Origin of the sequence: Pseudonocardia zijingensis (assembly GCF_042657305.1) — a bacterium.
Classification (GTDB): Bacteria; Actinomycetota; Actinomycetes; order Mycobacteriales; family Pseudonocardiaceae; genus Pseudonocardia; species Pseudonocardia zijingensis.
The window spans coordinates 47602-62620 of record NZ_JBHSKO010000020.1 but is presented as its reverse complement, the minus strand read 5'-3'; the positions used below and the strand labels follow the sequence as shown (position 1 = coordinate 62620).

Sequence of the window (15019 nt, the reverse complement as noted above, 5' to 3'; positions counted from 1 at the left end):
GTCGAAAGGACCCGTCCCCTGCCGATCGGCGGGGCCCTCACTGCGCACCCGGCCCGTCTCGCTGGTGGCGTTCTGCGCGGGAAACAGGACCGATGGCCTCCCGTCCCTCGTCCGGGCACCGTGCATGCTGTCGGCGATGCGAGCAGAAGGGTCGTTCCGATGCAGTCGAGCGCCGAACTGGCCGAGCTGGAGCGGGCGGACTGCCTGCGGCTTCTAACCGCCGAGCGTGTGGGTCGGGTGGTGTTCAGCGAGGCCGCGCTGCCTGCGGCGTTACCGGTGAACTACGTCCTCGACGGCGAGGAGGTGGTGTTCCGGACCGCGCGGGGTGGCCGGCTCGCCACGATGGTCCCGGGGAAGGTCGTGGCGTTCGAGGTCGACGACTTCGACCTGGCGACCCGCACCGGGTGGAGCGTCCTCGGCGTGGGCGAGGCGTACCAGGTCTGCGACCCCGAGCGGCTCACCGAGCTCGCGGAGTCGGGGCCCGAGCTGTGGGTACCGCAGCGGAGGGATGTCGTGGTGCGCCTGCCGCTGCAGGTGCTGTCGGGTCGCCGGATCTTCCGTCCCAGCGGCGCAGCGCCGAGCCTCCTCGCCGGGATGTCCTCCCCCCGGCCGGACTGAGACCAACGCGTTGCCGGGAGCGCGTCAGACCTTGGCGACGAGCGTCAGACCGGTGAGCAAGGCCGCCGGGTCGACCCGCTCGCTGTCCCCCCCGCAGGAGCAGGCGTAGCTCGTGAGCCGGAGATCGGCGACCGCCCGGTCGAGGTGTGCCACAACGGCACGCAAGCGCGGAGCCGCTTCGGCGTCCTGGCCGATGACCTGCAGCGCCAGGTGGGCCTGGAGAGCGGCCGCGAACAGGTCGTTCGTCATGTTCTGCAGCACGCCGGTGAGCGGGGTTTCCGCTCCGGCGGGACCGTCGTCGGATCGACTCCCCGATGGTGCTCTGGACGGCTCGAGCTCGTTGGCCTGATCCCACTGGAGCATCGTCCTTCTCCTCATCGCTCCCGTTCACCACACAGGCCGACGAGTCGCCGGGGACCGGGACGACACGTCGCCGCGAACCTGTCGCGGCATCAACCTCTGGGTCTGACGTTCGCGCGCCGTCGATGGCAATGCAATCGACCGTTCGGGCACGTCGCAGCCTGCTTGCGCCCCGAATGGCTCAGCGCTCCCGCCCGGCGCACCGGGTTCACCAGGCGGTGAACGCCCATCCGCGCTCGCGGCTGGGCAGCCAGGTGGTTCGGGGCGGTCCGTCGGGCGGCACCACCAGGATCGGACACCGTGCGGCACGAAGCAGTGCGGTCATGGGCGATTCGGCGATCCCGCCGAGGAGGGTGCCGCGGGTCGAACGGCCGAGCACCAGGAGCCGGGCGCGGTGGGAGAACGTGACCAGCAACTCCGACGCGCTGTCCTGCACGGTGGCGACCTGGACGGCCACATTCGGATGAATGACGCGCCACGCGGAGAGCGACATGTCGAGCTCGCGGTGCACCCGCTGCTCGGTTCGGTCCCACTCGGCGATCCGCTCCGGCCGGAGTCTGCCGAGGTCGAGCACCGGATCGGTCCAGGCGCGTACGGCGAGAAGGGAGACGCGCAGCTGCGACGCCATCTCGAACGCGAGCTCGACGACATGCTCAGGTGTCCACGGCGCCACGGCGAGCATGACGGGTCCGTGTTCGGCCTCTGGTGACGGGGTGACCCGGGGCACGACCGCGACCGCGGCGTAAGACCTGGTGACGACGGCGGCGAGGTCGTCGAGCGTCGCGGGAACCACCACGATCGCCGCATCGGCGGACAGCGTCTGCAGCGTGTCGATGAGCGGCGTGCGGGAGTGCTCCAGCACCGCCAGCCCGGGTGCGGCGTTGCGGACCGCGGCGAGTGCGTCGGCGAACGCCGCGCGCCCGGACGAGTCGTCGACAGGGGCCCGTCCCGGCAGGGCGATGTGGAGGGCGGTGCGCCGGCGGCGTGCTTCGGCGGCCGCCCAGCGCAGGGCCCGGTGGCCGACCGGGGATGGCTCGGCGTAGACGACGACGGCGTCCGCGGTCACGACGTGTCTCCGCCTGACGGGTGTTGTGCCGCCGGCGAGGCGAGTGAGGCGATGACGTCGGTCGTCGTCACGATCCCGGCCAGCCGGCCGTGCTCGGTGACGAGCACGGCGTCGAGCCGTGTCTCCTGCATCGCCCGGGCGACGTCGGATCGTCGAGCCGCCGTCGTCACCGCGGCCGCGGGGCGGACGAGGTGAGCGATCGGGCCCGTCGAGCGCTGGGCGGGTTCGCCGACCGCGAGGTGCTCGACGATGTCGATCTCGAAGAGCAGGCCGCAACAGCGGGGCCCGTCGAAGACGGGCAGGTGCTGGACACCGCGTTCCGCCATGAGCCGCAGCGCGCTCATCAGGTCGGCGTCGGCGGTGATCCCGAGGATCCGGGTGGTCATCAGCCCTGTGACGCGAGGGTCGTCGTCATCGGCTTCGGGCGGCGCGGCCAGGCGCCGGGCGTCGGGCGACATCGGTTGCTCTTCTCGTCGAGGACGACCTCGATCGTGGCGTCCCCGGCGTACGCCGTGCAGAGGCGGACGGCCCGGTCGGCGCGGCGGCACGTTACCGGGCGCAGCGGGTCGAAAGGCCCACGAGCTCGCCGTGCACGGATCCCGGCAACACCAGAGACGGAGATCCTGGGACGTTCGCCCCTGTGACCGGCCGCATCCGGGCCGCACCCTGGTGCCGGGCTTCGGCCGTGTGCCCGGTCGCAGCGGAGGCAGCCGGAACCTCGAATCCGGGAGGAAGCAGTGAGCGACACCGACTGTGCAGGCAGCGGCGTGGAGGTGGGGCTCGAGCAGCACGGGCGCGAGCTGTCAGGAGCCACCCTGGACCTGCTCGTGACGGGCTATCTCTCTGCGGTGGCCCACGTGCTGGAGCGCCGCCGGATCGCCGAGGCCCGCCTGCGGATCGGGCCGGCCCAGGACCCGACCCTGGCCGGCTCGCTGGACCTGGAACTGATCCAGTTCTCAGAACGCTTCTCGAGCATCGCGCTGCGCTGGGACGAACGGTCCGGCTGCTCGGCACTGCTGCGCGACCCCGTCCGCGAAGGCATCGGCGTCGGCTCGGGCACGAGTCGGCGATATCTCCACCCCGAAACCGTGCCGGAGCCCGACGCGGTCGCCGCGTTCGTCGCCGACATCGCCGCGGGCCGGGACGCCGGCATGGTCTACCCGGCGGACGCTGTACACGACAGCCGCCGCGGGAACCGGCGGATCCGGGTTCTCGCCGCCCTTGCCCGCCATGCGCTACCCGAGGCGCACCGGTGGCTTTCCAGCGGGTGAGTGCGTGGTCTCCGGCCGCGGGCGCTCCGCGTTCGCGACGAGGTTCCGGCGAGGCACCTGTGGCGGATCCGCGCCGGACGCCGGCCCTCCGACCCGGATGATGCATGTCCACATCCGCAGTTCGCTGGCGTACCCGGGTTCGGTTCGTTGCGTGGTCGCTGCGGTGGCGATGGCGTCGACGAGCTCCCGGCGCCGGTGGGGCTCGGTCACCGCGAGCAGGGTGACGCCGGCGTGCTCGGCCCGATCGGTCGGAGTGCGCAGGAGGCCGTCCCGCTCCCGAGCGCGGTGCGACGAACACAGGTGTCAGCGTTCGTGTCCGCCCTTGCGCATCTCGGCGGCGTAGACGGCGGCTTCGGTGCGGCGGGCGAACCCGAGCTTGTGCAGCAGCGAGGAAACGTAGTTCTTGACGGTCTTCTCGGCGAGGTACATCTCGGCGCCGATCTGGCGGTTCGTGAGGCCATCCGCGATGAGGCCGAGGATGCGGCGTTCCTGGGGGCTCAAGGACTCGTAACGGGGATCGACGGGTTCGTTGCCTCGGCGGAGGCGTTCGAGGATGACCGCGGTCGCTTTGGGGTCGAGGAGGGAGCCGCCGGCCGCGACAGTACGGACCGCGCCGAGCAGGTCGACCCCGCTGACCTGCTTGAGCAGGTAGCCGGAGGCGCCGGCCATGATCGCACCGAAGAGGGCTTCGTCGTCGGAGTAGGAGGTGAGCATGAGGCACGCGGGGGGTGGCGTCACGGCGGAGCGAATGTCGCGGCAGACGCTGACGCCGTCGCCGTCGGGAAGGCGGACGTCGAGGATGGCCACGTCCGGGCGCAGCGCCGGGATGCGGGCCACCGCCTGCGCGGCGGTGCCGGCCTCGCCGACGACGGTGACCTCGTCCGCGGACTCGAGCAGCTGTGCGATGCCGCGCCGGACGATCTCGTGGTCGTCGAGCAGGAACACGGAGATGGTCACACCGATGCCTCTCGTCTCGAGGAATGCCCCGAAACGGTAACCCGGCGGCTCGGTCCCAGGCGGCCGCGTTCGGCCGATAGGGGGCCGGAGGTCCATGGCGTCCGGGCTCAGCCCGCCACGTCATCGTGCGGGGCCTCGCCGGCCCGTTCGCCGCCCTCGGCGCGCGCCGCCGTGACGAGCGCATCGAGCTCGTCCTGCAGAGCCGTCGCGATGGCGGGGAGGTCGGGGGCGTGGTCGGGGTCGGCGGTGACGGTGACCACGAGGACACCGGCGTAGGACAGGGCGACGAAGCCGACGGTGATGTTCCCGGCCTCGCCCACCGAGATCGGGATGATCGACTCGATCGGTGCGTCCGCGACGCGACGTTGCCGGTCCGGTCCGCGGACGTTGCTCGTCAGGGTGTGCAGCCGCCGCTGGTGGGCAATGTACCACCGGTAGATCCCGAGGGCGGCGAGCGCCCGGAACAGGGGCGCGATCAGCGCGACCGGGGCGGGGCCCGTTGCCGAGTCCCGCCGGGCCCGGACCGTCCCCGCGATCGCGGCCAGCCTCGCCTCGGGCTCAGAGCTGCTCGGGACGTCGACGAGCAGCGGCGCCGTGGAGTTGCCGAGTGCCTCCGCAGGCGCCGACCGCCTCGCCGCGACCATGAGGCCCACGCGGAACGTCTCGACCCGCTCGCCTCGTTGCACGAGCACCGTGCGCAGAGCGCCCGCCACCGCGGCGAGCATGGCGTCGTTGACGGTGCCGCCGTAGCGGTGGGCCGCGGCGCGCAGCCCGGCGAGGTCGGCACGGGCGACTGCGAAGCGCCGCCGCGAGCCCGTGGGCTGCAGTAGTGAGCACGGCGCAGCGGGCCGTGGATGCATCCCGCCTCCCGCGGCGAGCGAGACGCGCAGCGCGCGCAGCACCATCGGGAAGCGGCGCAGGCTGCGCAGTCGGGCTCGGGCGGCCTCGGCGGCGAGGCGGGCGAGCGCCGGTCGAGGGGTGGGGAACGCCCGGGACTGGGTGCTGACCGCAGCCCCGTCGACGAGGCGGTCCAGGACCGCGAGCCCGCCGATCCCATCGGCGACGACGTGGTGCAGCACGATGACCAGCGCGATCCTTCCATCCGCGAGGCCCGTGACGATCGTCGAGATCCACAGGGGCCGGGAACGCGGTAACGGCTCCGTGGCGATCGCGGCCGCGAGGTCCAGCAGCTCCTGCTCGGTTGCGGGGTGCGGGCAGCGCACCCGCCGCATCTGGCGGGACGGGTCGAAGTCGGCGTCGTCGATCCACACCGGGTTCCCGCATCCGGGCGGGACCCTGACCAGGCGCTGGCACAACCTGGGGATGAGACGCGCCCGCTCGGCGATCACACGTTCCACCGCCACGACGTCGGTTCCGGCGCCCAGCACCAGAACCGCACCCAGGTGCTCGGGGGTCCGCCCCCTGCGATCCATCGCCAGCGTGACCAGGTCGCTGGGCGCGATCCGCTCGATCGGGCCGCCGTTCCCGCCTTCCACATGGGCAGCACACCCCGGGGCCGGCGTGGTCTCCAGGGCCGTCGGACAACCCGGCACGGGCCCGAAGTCCCCTCGCCCGGATACCGGCCCACTCCGGGCGGCCTGTCGGGCAATCGGGTGAGCGACGTGGTCAGCTGCCGTCCCGGCGGCCTGCCCACGCGATCGCGTCGTCGAGCCGGTCGTAGCCGAATGCTCGCACCTCCGGGTGGATCAGCCTCGTGATGACGCGCGGCGCCACGGAGGCGGCGCGGCTGTCGCTGGCCAGGGCCAGCCGGTCGATCCGGCGGTGGTGGCCGCGCACGAATCCGACATGGCGCAGCAGGCTGCCCAGCGTCGCCCACCCCGGCACGCGGCGGGTGTGCACGACCAGTCCCGTCAGGGTGGGGTGCTCGGCGAGCCAACCGTCCACGATCTCGGCGAGGAGGACGAAGTCGGCCGTGCGCAGCGGTTCCGAGACCTCGACGAGGACGACACCCGGTCCAATGAGCTTCGGCCGGATGGCGGCCCCGGACGGCAGGTCGGTGAGCCATTCGACCGCGGCGGTGCGCTCGTCCAGTCCGAAGACCTTGACCCGGCACGGCATGACGAAAGCGGCCACCCGGCTCGCGTCGGCGACGCGGTCGTTGCCGGTGAGGACCGCGCATCCGTCGAACGCCCGCATTGCCCGCAGGCCGAGCCGGACGTCCTCCCAGGCTGCCGCCGGGGTGACTCCGGTGAAGTCCGGCCCGACCTCGACCAGGCACCGAAGCCGCTTGCGGTTGCGGGTCACGTCGTCGACGACCGGGGCGACGACCTTCGCGTAGTCCTCGGCGGTCAGAGTGCCGACAGCCCGCACGCCGAAGATCCCGGCGGGGATGTCGTCGATCCGCTCGATCAGTTGAACCTCCTGTCCGACCGCAACTCCACCCGATGGTCTCCTCGTCATCCCGGGACGTGTGGGATGACCATGTCCCGGGTCCCGTCCCGCAGCACCCATTGGTCCTGCGGTCGGTGGGGGAGCCGACGGTGACGAGGACCGCCTCGACCTGCTCGGGTGAGAGGACCCATCGCGCCGGGGACGTCGGTCATCGGTCACATCCAGTGAACTGTCGTCATCGCCGTGCTCAGCGTTGCCCCGTCCCGTCGCGGCCGGCAGAGGCGGACGTCCTGGCCGGCGCCGGCCGGAGGTCACGATGAACCACCTCGGCCGGGCAGAGGGATCGGCACCGCCGGTGAGCACCGCCCGGTGATCTGGCTCGAGACCCGATCTCGGTGAAGGCCGAGGTGCGGCAGAGGCCCGGCCGTGGTGCTGCTGGCGCCGGTCGAACGGCCTGCGCGCGATCGACCCAGGTCCCGGGTTGCCCGGTCGCCTCAGGGGCCCCGACCGGGTCGTTGTCCTCTGGGGTGCACGCGGGTGGCGGCGGACGCTTGTTCTCGGCAGAACGGCTGCCCGCCGGACCGAGGAGGCGACCGATGAGGGCACGTGACGTGATGAGCAGCCCGGCGATCTTCCTGAGGCCGCGGGTGCCGGCTGACGTGGCGGCGGCACTGCTGGTGGCGCACGGGTTCACCGCTGCGCCCGTGGTGGACGACGACGGGTCCGTGATCGGGATCGCGACCGAGGCCGACCTGGTGCGTGGCCGGTTCGTGCCCGAGGGCTGGACGGTGGACGAGGGGCCGGAGCCCACGGTGGCCGACGTCATGACGCACGCACCCATCTGCATGCGGCCCGACGACGATCTGGTCGACCTCGTGTCGACCATGCTCGACGCCCCGATCAGGTCGATACCGATCGTCGAGGACGGTCGCCTGGTCGGGGTCGTCAGCCGGCGGGACGTGCTGCGGGTGGTCGCCAGGGGCGGAGCGGCGTCCTTGACCGGCCAGCGCCACATCACCCGCCAGGACCGTGTCCTCGACTGAGGGACGCTTCGGGAGAGATCGGATGACCGGTTCCTGGCGCGGGGCCACGCCTACCGACCCCGATGCGGTCCGACGGGCCGGTACCAGAGGTGCGCTCGGCCCGCGGGCCGGCGTACGGCGACCCCCACGAGCGTTCGTGCGGGGAGTACGGGCCGCCGGTCTGCCGTCGGGTTCGCCCGACCGGCGGCCGGTGACCGAGGCCGACCTCGAGCAGCTGCCGCGCCCGGTGCAGCGCTACCTGCGGTTCATGGGGGTGCTCGGCCGGCCGCGGGACTGGTCGCTGCGCGCCCATCTGACCGGCCGGTTCCGGCTCACGGCGGATCGCTCGTGGACGCCCTGCGAGGCCTGGCAGTACTCCTCGGGCGGCGAACCCGCACGTCTGTTCCGGATGCGCCTGAACGTCATGGGCATGCCGATGACCGGGTGGGACACCTACCTGCGGGGCGGGGGCGGATGCGGGGCACCCTCCTCGGTCCTTTCCCCGTCGTGCACGGCGGCGGGCCGAGGTTCGACACGAGCGAGCTGGTGACCTGGCTGAACGATGCGGTTCTGATGGCTCCCTCGATGTTGCTCGGGCCGGCGACGACGTGGAGCGCCGGGCCGGACGGGGGATCGTTCGACGTGGCGCTCACCGATCACGGCGCACGGTGTCGGCGCGAGTGCGGCTCGACGTGGACGGCGCTCCGCGCGAGTTCTGGACCGACGACCGCTACGCCGACCTGCCGGACGGCCTGGTGCGGGCGCGGTGGCGCACCCCGGTCGAGGGCTGGACCGAAGTGGACGGGCGGCCCCTGATGACCGGCGCGTGCGCGATCTGGGAGCTCTGCGGCGGCCCGTTCCGCTACGCCGAGCTGTCCCCCGACACCCTCAAGTTCAACATTCCCCCGCCGTGACGGCGCCCTATCGCGCTGCCGCTGCTGGCATGGGGAACGGGAGCCGTGCCGCTGCTCGCCGTGGTGGCGGCGGTTCGCGACCCAGCCGAGTCGGCGCTTCGCGGCCGACCGTGCGGTCGCGGGGGAGGACGACGATGGACGAGCGAACCGGAACGGGCGGCCCCACGGCCCCCGGCACCGGCCCCGACCTCGGTCCGGCCGGGTGGCACGCGGCACCGGCCCAGGACGTCCTCGAACGGTTGGCGAGTCACCCGGGCGGGCTGAGCACCGATGAGGCCGGGCGGCGACTGGACCGGTACGGGCCCAACGAGCTCACCCGGCAGGAGGGTCCGTCGGCATGGACCGTGCTGGTCCGCCAGCTGGCCAGTCCGCTGATCTACACCCTGCTGATCTCGGCGGGCGTGGCGTTCGCACTCGGCGACATCCCCGACGGCTCCGTCGTGCTCGGCGTTGTCGTGCTCAACGCCCTCATCGGGTTCGTGCAGGAGCACCGCGCCGGCCGGGCGATCCAGGCGCTGGCGCGGCTGGTCGCCGAACCGGCGACCGTGAGGCGGGACGGGCAGTGGACGCAGGCGCCCGCCGAACACCTCGTCCCGGGAGACGTGGTCTCGGTCGAGGCCGGCGCGCGCGTGGTGGCCGACCTGCGCCTGCTGAACGCCCGCGGCCTGCGGGCGGACGAGTCCGCGCTCACCGGCGAGTCGGTACCCGTGGACAAGGCGGCGGACGCCGTCGAGGCCGACGCCGAGCTGGCCGAGCGGCGGTCGATGCTGCACGGCGGGAGCATCGTGACGACGGGCACCGCCGAAGCGGTCGTGGTCGAGACCGGTGACCGTACCGAGCTGGGACGCATCTCCGGACTGCTCGCAGGCGTGGAGGACACCCAGACCCCCCTCACCCGCAGCATCACCCGGCTCGGCGCGGTGATCACGAAGGTGATCGGCGTCGTCGCGGTGGCCCTGCTCGCGGTGGCCCTGCTGCGGGGCTACCCGGTCGCCGATGCGGTTCTCGCCGCGATCACCCTGGCCGTTGCCGCGATCCCGGAGGGCCTGCCGGCGATCGTGACGATCGCCCTCGCCGTCGGGGTGCAGCGCATGGCTCGGCGCCGCGCGGTGGTCCGGGAGCTGCCCGCCGTCGAGACCCTCGGGTCGACCTCCGTCATCTGCACCGACAAGACAGGCACCCTGACCCGCAACGAGATGACGGTGCGGCGGGCCTGGGTGCCGACGGGCCACGAGGTGGAGTTCGACGGGGTCGGCTACACCGCGGGTGGCCGGATGCGGGGAGCGGACCGCCTGGCGCCGGACGGTGCCACCGCCGTCCGCCAGCTGTTGGAGGCAGGCGCACTCGCCAACGAGGCCCACCTGGACGGCGACGGTTACCTGCGGTCGGTTCTGGGCGACCCGACCGACGGCGCGCTGCTGGTCGCCGCCGAACGCGGCGGCATCGACCTGCAGGCCCTGTTCCGCGACCGCAGGCCGCTCGCCGTACTCCCGTTCGACTCGCAGCGCCAGTACATGGCGAGCACCCCGGCTCCCGTTGGCGAAGAACAAGTGGTCACCTACCTGAAGGGCGCGCCGGAGGTTCTGCTCACCCACGTCGACCCGGCCGCCGCGGCTGCTGCGCACACCGCCTTCGACGCCTACGCCGCCGACGGGCTCCGGGTGCTCGCGATCGCCCGCACCGACGGCGTCCACAGCGACGATGCGCTGAACGACGATCCGCCGAACGACGATCCGCTGAAGGACGCCGCGCTCGAACTGCTCGGCCTCGTCGCGCTGATCGACCCCGCGCGGCCCGGGGTCGTCGAGGCGGTCGCGGAATGCCACCGCGCCGGCATCAGCGTCAAGATGATCACTGGCGACCACGCCGCGACCGCGGCCGCGATCGGCCGGGATCTCGGCATCGCCGGCGAGGCACCCCCGATGACCGGGGCGGAGATCGGGCAGAGCTCCGAGGAGGATCTGCGGGAGCGGGTCCGCACGACGGACGTGTTCGCCCGAGTCGCGCCCGAGCACAAGCTCCGGCTGGTGCGGGCGCTGCAGGACGGCGGCGCGGTGACGGCGATGACCGGTGACGGCGTGAACGACGCCCCCGCGCTGCGGCAGGCCGACATCGGCGTCGCCATGGGTCGCGCCGGCACGGCGGCGGCCAAGGAAGCCGCGGACATCGTCCTCGGAGACGACGACTTCAGCACGATCCGGGCGGCCGTCGAGGAGGGCAGGCGGGTCTACGACAACCTGGTCAAGGCGCTGGCCTTCGCGTTGCCGACCAACGTCGGCGAGGGCCTGGTCATCCTGGTCGCGGTGCTGGCCTTCCCCGTCATCGGCGGCGTACCGGTGCTACCGATCGAACCCGTGCAGATCCTCTGGATCAACCTGGTGGCGACCGTGTCGCTGGCCCTCCCGATCGCCTTCGAGGCGCAGGAACCGGGCGCGATGGACCGGCCCCCACGACGCCCGGACGAACCCCTGCTGTCGCGCTTCGTCGTGGCCCGCACCGCCTACGTGGGCGTGCTCATGGCGGCGGTCGCGATCGCGCTGTTCCTGCTGGTGGCGCCGGCCGCCGGCGGCACCGGCGAGGTGGCGCAGGCGCAGACGCTCGCCGTCACCTCGCTCGCCTTCTTCCAGATCTTCTACCTGCTGATGTGCCGGACGCTCACCGCTCCCGTGCGCACCATCGGCTGGACCTCGAACCGGTACGTCTTCCTGGGCATCGCGGTCCTGCTGGTGCTGCAGGCAGGCGTCGTGCACCTGCCGTTCCTGCAGGCGCTGTTCCGCACCGCGGACCTGAGCATCCAGCAGTGGGCGCTGGCGGCGGCCGCGGGGGCCGTCGTCGTACCCGTCGTCGCGACCGAGAAGTGGTGGTCACGAAGGAAGTCGAGCCTTGTCATCAACGAGAGGAACGCGAGATGACCGACATGGTCCTCTGCGGCGACTTCAACTGCCCCTACAGCTATCTGGCCAGAGGTCGGATCGATGCCCTCTCCGCCGTTGGCGTCCACGTCGACTGGCGCGCCGTGGAGCACGACCCGCACCTCCTGCCGACCGGGCGGCGGCTCGACCAGGACGACCACCTCCGGCTCAAGCAGGAACTGTCCGAGGTGACCGATCTGCTGCTGCCGGGTGAGGTGATGCCCTGGGAGCTACCCGGCCTGATACCGAACACCGAGGCCGCCGTCGTGGGCGACGCGGAGGCCTACGGCGCCGGGGTGGCCGACGACGTGCGCCGGCTGCTGTTCGCCGCCTACTGGGTCGACGGTGCCGACATCGGTCACCCGGAGGTGCTGCGGGCGCGGCTGGCAGGCCCGATCCTGCGTGGCCGTTCCACCTCGGATCCGCTGCGCGAGTCCGGCTACGCGGTGAGCGCGAGCCGTGGGCCGATCACCACCAGCGCCTGGCTGCGGATCCGGGCCTGGCGGGACGGCTGGACCCGGCTGGGTACGAAGGCCGTGCCGACGCTGGTCGAGGACGGCCGCCCCGTCGTGGGCGCCGGGGCACTGCACCGGCTCGCCGACCTGATCAGTGAGCGGAGCGCGCCGATCGATCCCGACCTTCCCGACCCCGCGCGTTACCCGAAGCCGAGACCGCGGGCGTGGTGGTAGGGGTCACGGCGGGTCGGTGGGCGTCCCGGTGCTCGCTCGGAAGCCGGCGACCGCGGTCGGGAGCGTCGGGAAGATCCGGTCGTCGCCGATCCGCTCGCGCAGGCCGCTGTCGTCCAGGTACACCAGGAGGTCCTGCTTGACGCGCGCCAGCGCCGGCACGACGCCGCGGCGGTCGAGCTCGTCGCACAGCGTGTGCAGCGTGTCGGCCGCGGTGATGTCCAGCTCGACGATGGCTTCGGTGTTGAGCAGCAGCCACCGGGCCGGTGGGTCGGCCGCGTCGAGGGCGGCGAGGGCCCGGCGCCGGAAGTTCTCGGCGTTGGCGAAGCACAGGGGCGCGTCGTACCGGTAGACGACGAGCCCGGGCTCCGTGGTGGCGTCCGGGTAGTCGTCCACGTCGTGCATCCCGGCGAGACCGGGAACGAACCCCAGGATGCCGTCGTGCGGGCGCGAGACCTTGCGCAGCAGGTCGAGGATCGAGATCCCCACCGCGACGAGCACCCCGTTCAGCACACCGACGGCCAGCACGGCCACCGTGGTGGCGAGTGCGATCGCGAGCTCGGAGTGGCGGAAGCGGGCGAACCGTCGGAACTCGGCGACGTCGATCAGGCGCACAGCGGCGTAGACGACGAGTGCGCCGAGCGCGGCCATCGGGAACGCTGACAGCACCGGCCCGGCGGCGACGAGCACGGCGACCACCGCGATCAGCGTCACCAGGGAGCTCAGCTGGCTGCGGCCGCCCATGGCGTCGTTGATCACGGTGCGCGTGCCGCTGCTGCTGACCGGGAACCCGTGTATGACGCCGGAGGCCGCGTTCGCGACCCCGAGCGCGAGCATCTCCTGGTCGGCGTCGAGGTCCTCGCCCCTCCGCGCGGCGAACGCGCGTCCGGTGATGACGTTGTCGGAGTAGGCGACGATCGTCACCCCGACCGCGGGGAGGATCAGCTGGGCCAGATCTCCGGCGGTCACGGCGGGCAGCTCGGGTGCGGGGAGCCCCGGCGCGACCGCCCCGACGGTCCGCACGCCGAGCCGGTCCAGCGCGAACAGCGCCGTCGACGCGGCGGCCAGCAGTACCGCCAGCAGCGGCCCGGGGGCGCGCGGGACCAGCACGGAGACGATCAGCAGGAACGCGAGCACGGCCGCTGACAGCAGCAGGGTCGGCAGGTGCGCTCCGCCCAGGCCGCGCACGAAGGACGCCACCGGCCCGAAGAAGGTGCCGCCGGTGGTGTGGACCCCGGTCACGTTCTCGAGCTGGCTGGCGATCATGATCAACGAGATACCGGTCAGGTAACCGACCAGGACCGGGCGCGAGAGGAGGTCGGCGAGGAACCCCAGCCGGGCAACCCAGCCGAGCAGACAGACACCGCCCACGAGGAGCGCGGTCGCCGCGGCGAGTACCGCATAGCGGTGCGGGTCGCCTGCGGCGAGCGGGGCGATGGCGATCGCGGTCATCAAGGCGGTCGTGGACTCGGGCCCGACCGAGAGCTGGCGGGACGACCCGAAGACGGCGTAGGCGGCCAGCGCGGCCGTCGAGGCCCACAGGCCCGCCACCGGCGTGAGGCCTGCGACCTGCGCGTACGCCAGGACCTGCGGCACCAGGTACGCGGCGACGGTGAGCCCGGCCACGGTGTCCCCGCGCACGGCGCCGAGATCATGTCGGCGCAGCGCGGTGAGCCCCGGCCGCAGGCCGGCGCCGAGCCGGGCCGAGCCGCGGGTGAACCGGGCGATGCCCCACTTCATCGACCTGCGGAGGGAGGGACCCCGTCGCGGATGTGGACGTCGACGACGCCGGGGGCGCATCCGGCCACGACGGCCGCGATGTGCCGGTCGGTGTCGTCGACTCCTTCGCTCGTGAGCGTGACGACGCCGTCGGTCACCGAAACCTGCCAGCGGCGTCGTCCGGCCGCCGACAGGTGTCCGAGCACGTCGCGGGCGATCGTGTCGTCGTCGCGGGCGATGGTGCGCAGCACGTCGACCCGGCTCACGATGCCGACCAGGCGGTCGCCGTCCACCACGGGAACGGCGCGCAGGTGCCGGTCCACCATCAACCTGCCGAGCTCCGCGGTGTGCGTGTCGGGAACGGCGGTGAGGACATCGGTGGTCATCACGCCGGCAACCGTGGGAGGTGCCGGCGCGGTGGGCTCGGGTGGCGGATCGTGGATCAGGCCGCGCGGGTCGAGCAGCAGCCGGTTGCGCAGCAGGTCGGCCTCGGTGACCACGCCGAGCAGCCGGTCGTCGGCGTCGACGACCGGGAGCACGGCGAACCCGTGGTCGACCAGCAGCCGTGCGGCCTCCTTGACGGCGGCATCCGGGCCGACCGTCACGACCGGGCTGGTCATCAGGTCACGCGCCCTCATGATCCGCCTCCGCGGGCACTGTCGGCCCCATGGCCAGCAGCCGACCGGTCAGTCGTTGCAGTGGCACGGCGATCGTGTGGGCGGTGCGGCCCGGCGCCCAGGGAGCCGGCATCCGCTCCGCCAGCTCGGCGAGGCGGCCGGGGGCGAGCACCTCGTACGCCTGACCGACGCCGAGCACCGACCACCCCGTGCGCGTGGTGGTGTCGAACTCGTCGACCTCGAAGGCCACTACGACGCCGCGGATGGCCGCGGCCAGCTTGCCCTCGCCTGCCGTGCGGAAGACGACCTCCTCGTCGTCGAGGAAGTAGGTCACCGGCTGAGCCGCCGGAAGGGCAGCATCGGTGAAGACGATGCGGCCGATCGTCTTCCTGGGGAGCAGGCTGAGGCACTCGGCCTTGTCGAGCTCCGTCACGTCGACGATCGCCGCCAGATCTGCGGCTGTCACTGCGGCCTCCGACATGTGTGTCGAGTCGTCGACGATCCGCTTAGATACGGCGCGTCGGC

General features: G+C 72.8%; 14 protein-coding genes and 1 pseudogene. 6 read left to right on the top strand and 9 right to left on the bottom strand.

Annotation, left to right across the window (positions count from 1 at the left end):
• Positions 1 to 159: 159 nt before the first annotated feature.
• Positions 160 to 618 carry a pyridoxamine 5'-phosphate oxidase family protein gene (locus ACFPL3_RS30085; RefSeq protein ID WP_343938531.1) on the top strand — a complete coding sequence of 153 codons (459 nt, stop codon included), beginning with the start codon at positions 160 to 162 and terminating at the stop codon, positions 616 to 618.
• Positions 619 to 642: 24 nt separating this feature from the next.
• Here the strand turns inward: ACFPL3_RS30085 and ACFPL3_RS30080 are convergent, their stop codons facing one another.
• The 3 genes from ACFPL3_RS30080 to ACFPL3_RS30070 all read right to left on the bottom strand — a co-directional run bounded on the left by ACFPL3_RS30080 (position 643) and on the right by ACFPL3_RS30070 (position 2502).
• Positions 643 to 981: a hypothetical protein gene (locus ACFPL3_RS30080; protein ID WP_343938533.1), complete on the bottom strand. Its 339-nt coding sequence runs from the start codon at positions 979 to 981 to the stop codon at positions 643 to 645.
• 205 nt (positions 982 to 1186) lie between these two features.
• Positions 1187 to 2044, bottom strand: a complete 858-nt coding sequence (locus ACFPL3_RS30075) for a universal stress protein (RefSeq protein WP_343938535.1) — start codon at positions 2042 to 2044, stop codon at positions 1187 to 1189.
• The gene (locus ACFPL3_RS30070; protein WP_379589780.1) at positions 2041 to 2502 is read right to left on the bottom strand and encodes a CBS domain-containing protein; all 462 of its coding nucleotides are present in this window, start codon (positions 2500 to 2502) and stop codon (positions 2041 to 2043) included. The genes ACFPL3_RS30075 and ACFPL3_RS30070 overlap by 4 nt, the downstream gene beginning before the upstream one ends.
• Before the next feature lie 279 nt (positions 2503 to 2781).
• Here ACFPL3_RS30070 and ACFPL3_RS30065 point away from each other — a divergent pair, with 279 nt between their 5' ends.
• Complete coding sequence (locus ACFPL3_RS30065; protein ID WP_343938539.1) at positions 2782 to 3315, top strand: DUF6292 family protein; 534 nt, start codon at positions 2782 to 2784, stop codon at positions 3313 to 3315.
• A gap of 303 nt (positions 3316 to 3618) precedes the next feature.
• Here ACFPL3_RS30065 and ACFPL3_RS30060 read toward each other — a convergent pair whose 3' ends face one another.
• The 3 genes from ACFPL3_RS30060 to ACFPL3_RS30050 all read right to left on the bottom strand — a co-directional run bounded on the left by ACFPL3_RS30060 (position 3619) and on the right by ACFPL3_RS30050 (position 6693).
• Positions 3619 to 4272, bottom strand: coding sequence for a response regulator transcription factor (locus ACFPL3_RS30060; protein WP_343938651.1), 654 nt, complete (start codon positions 4270 to 4272; stop codon positions 3619 to 3621).
• 107 nt (positions 4273 to 4379) lie between these two features.
• The gene (locus tag ACFPL3_RS30055; protein ID WP_343938541.1) at positions 4380 to 5768 is read right to left on the bottom strand and encodes a wax ester/triacylglycerol synthase domain-containing protein; all 1389 of its coding nucleotides are present in this window, start codon (positions 5766 to 5768) and stop codon (positions 4380 to 4382) included.
• Positions 5769 to 5898: 130 nt separating this feature from the next.
• Positions 5899 to 6693, bottom strand: a complete 795-nt coding sequence (locus ACFPL3_RS30050) for a SpoIIAA family protein (protein WP_343938543.1) — start codon at positions 6691 to 6693, stop codon at positions 5899 to 5901.
• 527 nt (positions 6694 to 7220) lie between these two features.
• Here ACFPL3_RS30050 and ACFPL3_RS30045 point away from each other — a divergent pair.
• From ACFPL3_RS30045 to ACFPL3_RS30030, 4 genes and pseudogenes are all read left to right on the top strand, one after another.
• Complete coding sequence (locus tag ACFPL3_RS30045) at positions 7221 to 7667, top strand: CBS domain-containing protein (protein ID WP_343938545.1); 447 nt, start codon at positions 7221 to 7223, stop codon at positions 7665 to 7667.
• Between the two features lie 22 nt (positions 7668 to 7689).
• Positions 7690 to 8560: pseudogene (locus ACFPL3_RS30040) on the top strand (DUF6544 family protein).
• Positions 8561 to 8694: 134 nt separating this feature from the next.
• Positions 8695 to 11472, top strand: a complete 2778-nt coding sequence (locus ACFPL3_RS30035) for a cation-translocating P-type ATPase (RefSeq protein WP_343938547.1) — start codon at positions 8695 to 8697, stop codon at positions 11470 to 11472.
• Positions 11469 to 12161, top strand: coding sequence for a DsbA family oxidoreductase (locus ACFPL3_RS30030; RefSeq protein ID WP_343938549.1), 693 nt, complete (start codon positions 11469 to 11471; stop codon positions 12159 to 12161). The genes ACFPL3_RS30035 and ACFPL3_RS30030 overlap by 4 nt, the downstream gene beginning before the upstream one ends.
• A 3-nt stretch (positions 12162 to 12164) precedes the next feature.
• Here the strand turns inward: ACFPL3_RS30030 and ACFPL3_RS30025 are convergent, their stop codons facing one another.
• Genes ACFPL3_RS30025 through ACFPL3_RS30015 form a run of 3 tightly spaced genes read right to left on the bottom strand, consistent with a single transcriptional unit; the run spans position 12165 to position 14960 of the window.
• Positions 12165 to 13898, bottom strand: a complete 1734-nt coding sequence (locus ACFPL3_RS30025) for a SulP family inorganic anion transporter (RefSeq protein WP_343938551.1) — start codon at positions 13896 to 13898, stop codon at positions 12165 to 12167.
• Positions 13895 to 14515, bottom strand: coding sequence for a CBS domain-containing protein (locus ACFPL3_RS30020; RefSeq protein WP_343938553.1), 621 nt, complete (start codon positions 14513 to 14515; stop codon positions 13895 to 13897). Before ACFPL3_RS30020 ends, ACFPL3_RS30025 begins: the two co-directional genes overlap by 4 nt.
• Positions 14502 to 14960, bottom strand: coding sequence for a pyridoxamine 5'-phosphate oxidase family protein (locus ACFPL3_RS30015; protein ID WP_343938555.1), 459 nt, complete (start codon positions 14958 to 14960; stop codon positions 14502 to 14504). Before ACFPL3_RS30015 ends, ACFPL3_RS30020 begins: the two co-directional genes overlap by 14 nt.
• Positions 14961 to 15019: the final 59 nt, after the last annotated feature.

What these genes read in the sequence shown, in the direction of transcription:
- ACFPL3_RS30085 (WP_343938531.1), top strand. Translation starts at nt 160, where the DNA reads ATGCAGTCGAGCGCCGAACTGGCCGAGCTGGAGCGGGCGGACTGCCTG.
- ACFPL3_RS30080 (WP_343938533.1), bottom strand. Translation starts at nt 981, where the DNA reads ATGCTCCAGTGGGATCAGGCCAACGAGCTCGAGCCGTCCAGAGCACCA.
- ACFPL3_RS30070 (WP_379589780.1), bottom strand. Translation starts at nt 2,502, where the DNA reads ATGTCGCCCGACGCCCGGCGCCTGGCCGCGCCGCCCGAAGCCGATGAC.
- ACFPL3_RS30050 (WP_343938543.1), bottom strand. Translation starts at nt 6,693, where the DNA reads ATGACGAGGAGACCATCGGGTGGAGTTGCGGTCGGACAGGAGGTTCAA.
- ACFPL3_RS30045 (WP_343938545.1), top strand. Translation starts at nt 7,221, where the DNA reads ATGAGGGCACGTGACGTGATGAGCAGCCCGGCGATCTTCCTGAGGCCG.
- ACFPL3_RS30035 (WP_343938547.1), top strand. Translation starts at nt 8,695, where the DNA reads ATGGACGAGCGAACCGGAACGGGCGGCCCCACGGCCCCCGGCACCGGC.
- ACFPL3_RS30030 (WP_343938549.1), top strand. Translation starts at nt 11,469, where the DNA reads ATGACCGACATGGTCCTCTGCGGCGACTTCAACTGCCCCTACAGCTAT.
- ACFPL3_RS30025 (WP_343938551.1), bottom strand. Translation starts at nt 13,898, where the DNA reads ATGAAGTGGGGCATCGCCCGGTTCACCCGCGGCTCGGCCCGGCTCGGC.
- ACFPL3_RS30020 (WP_343938553.1), bottom strand. Translation starts at nt 14,515, where the DNA reads ATGAGGGCGCGTGACCTGATGACCAGCCCGGTCGTGACGGTCGGCCCG.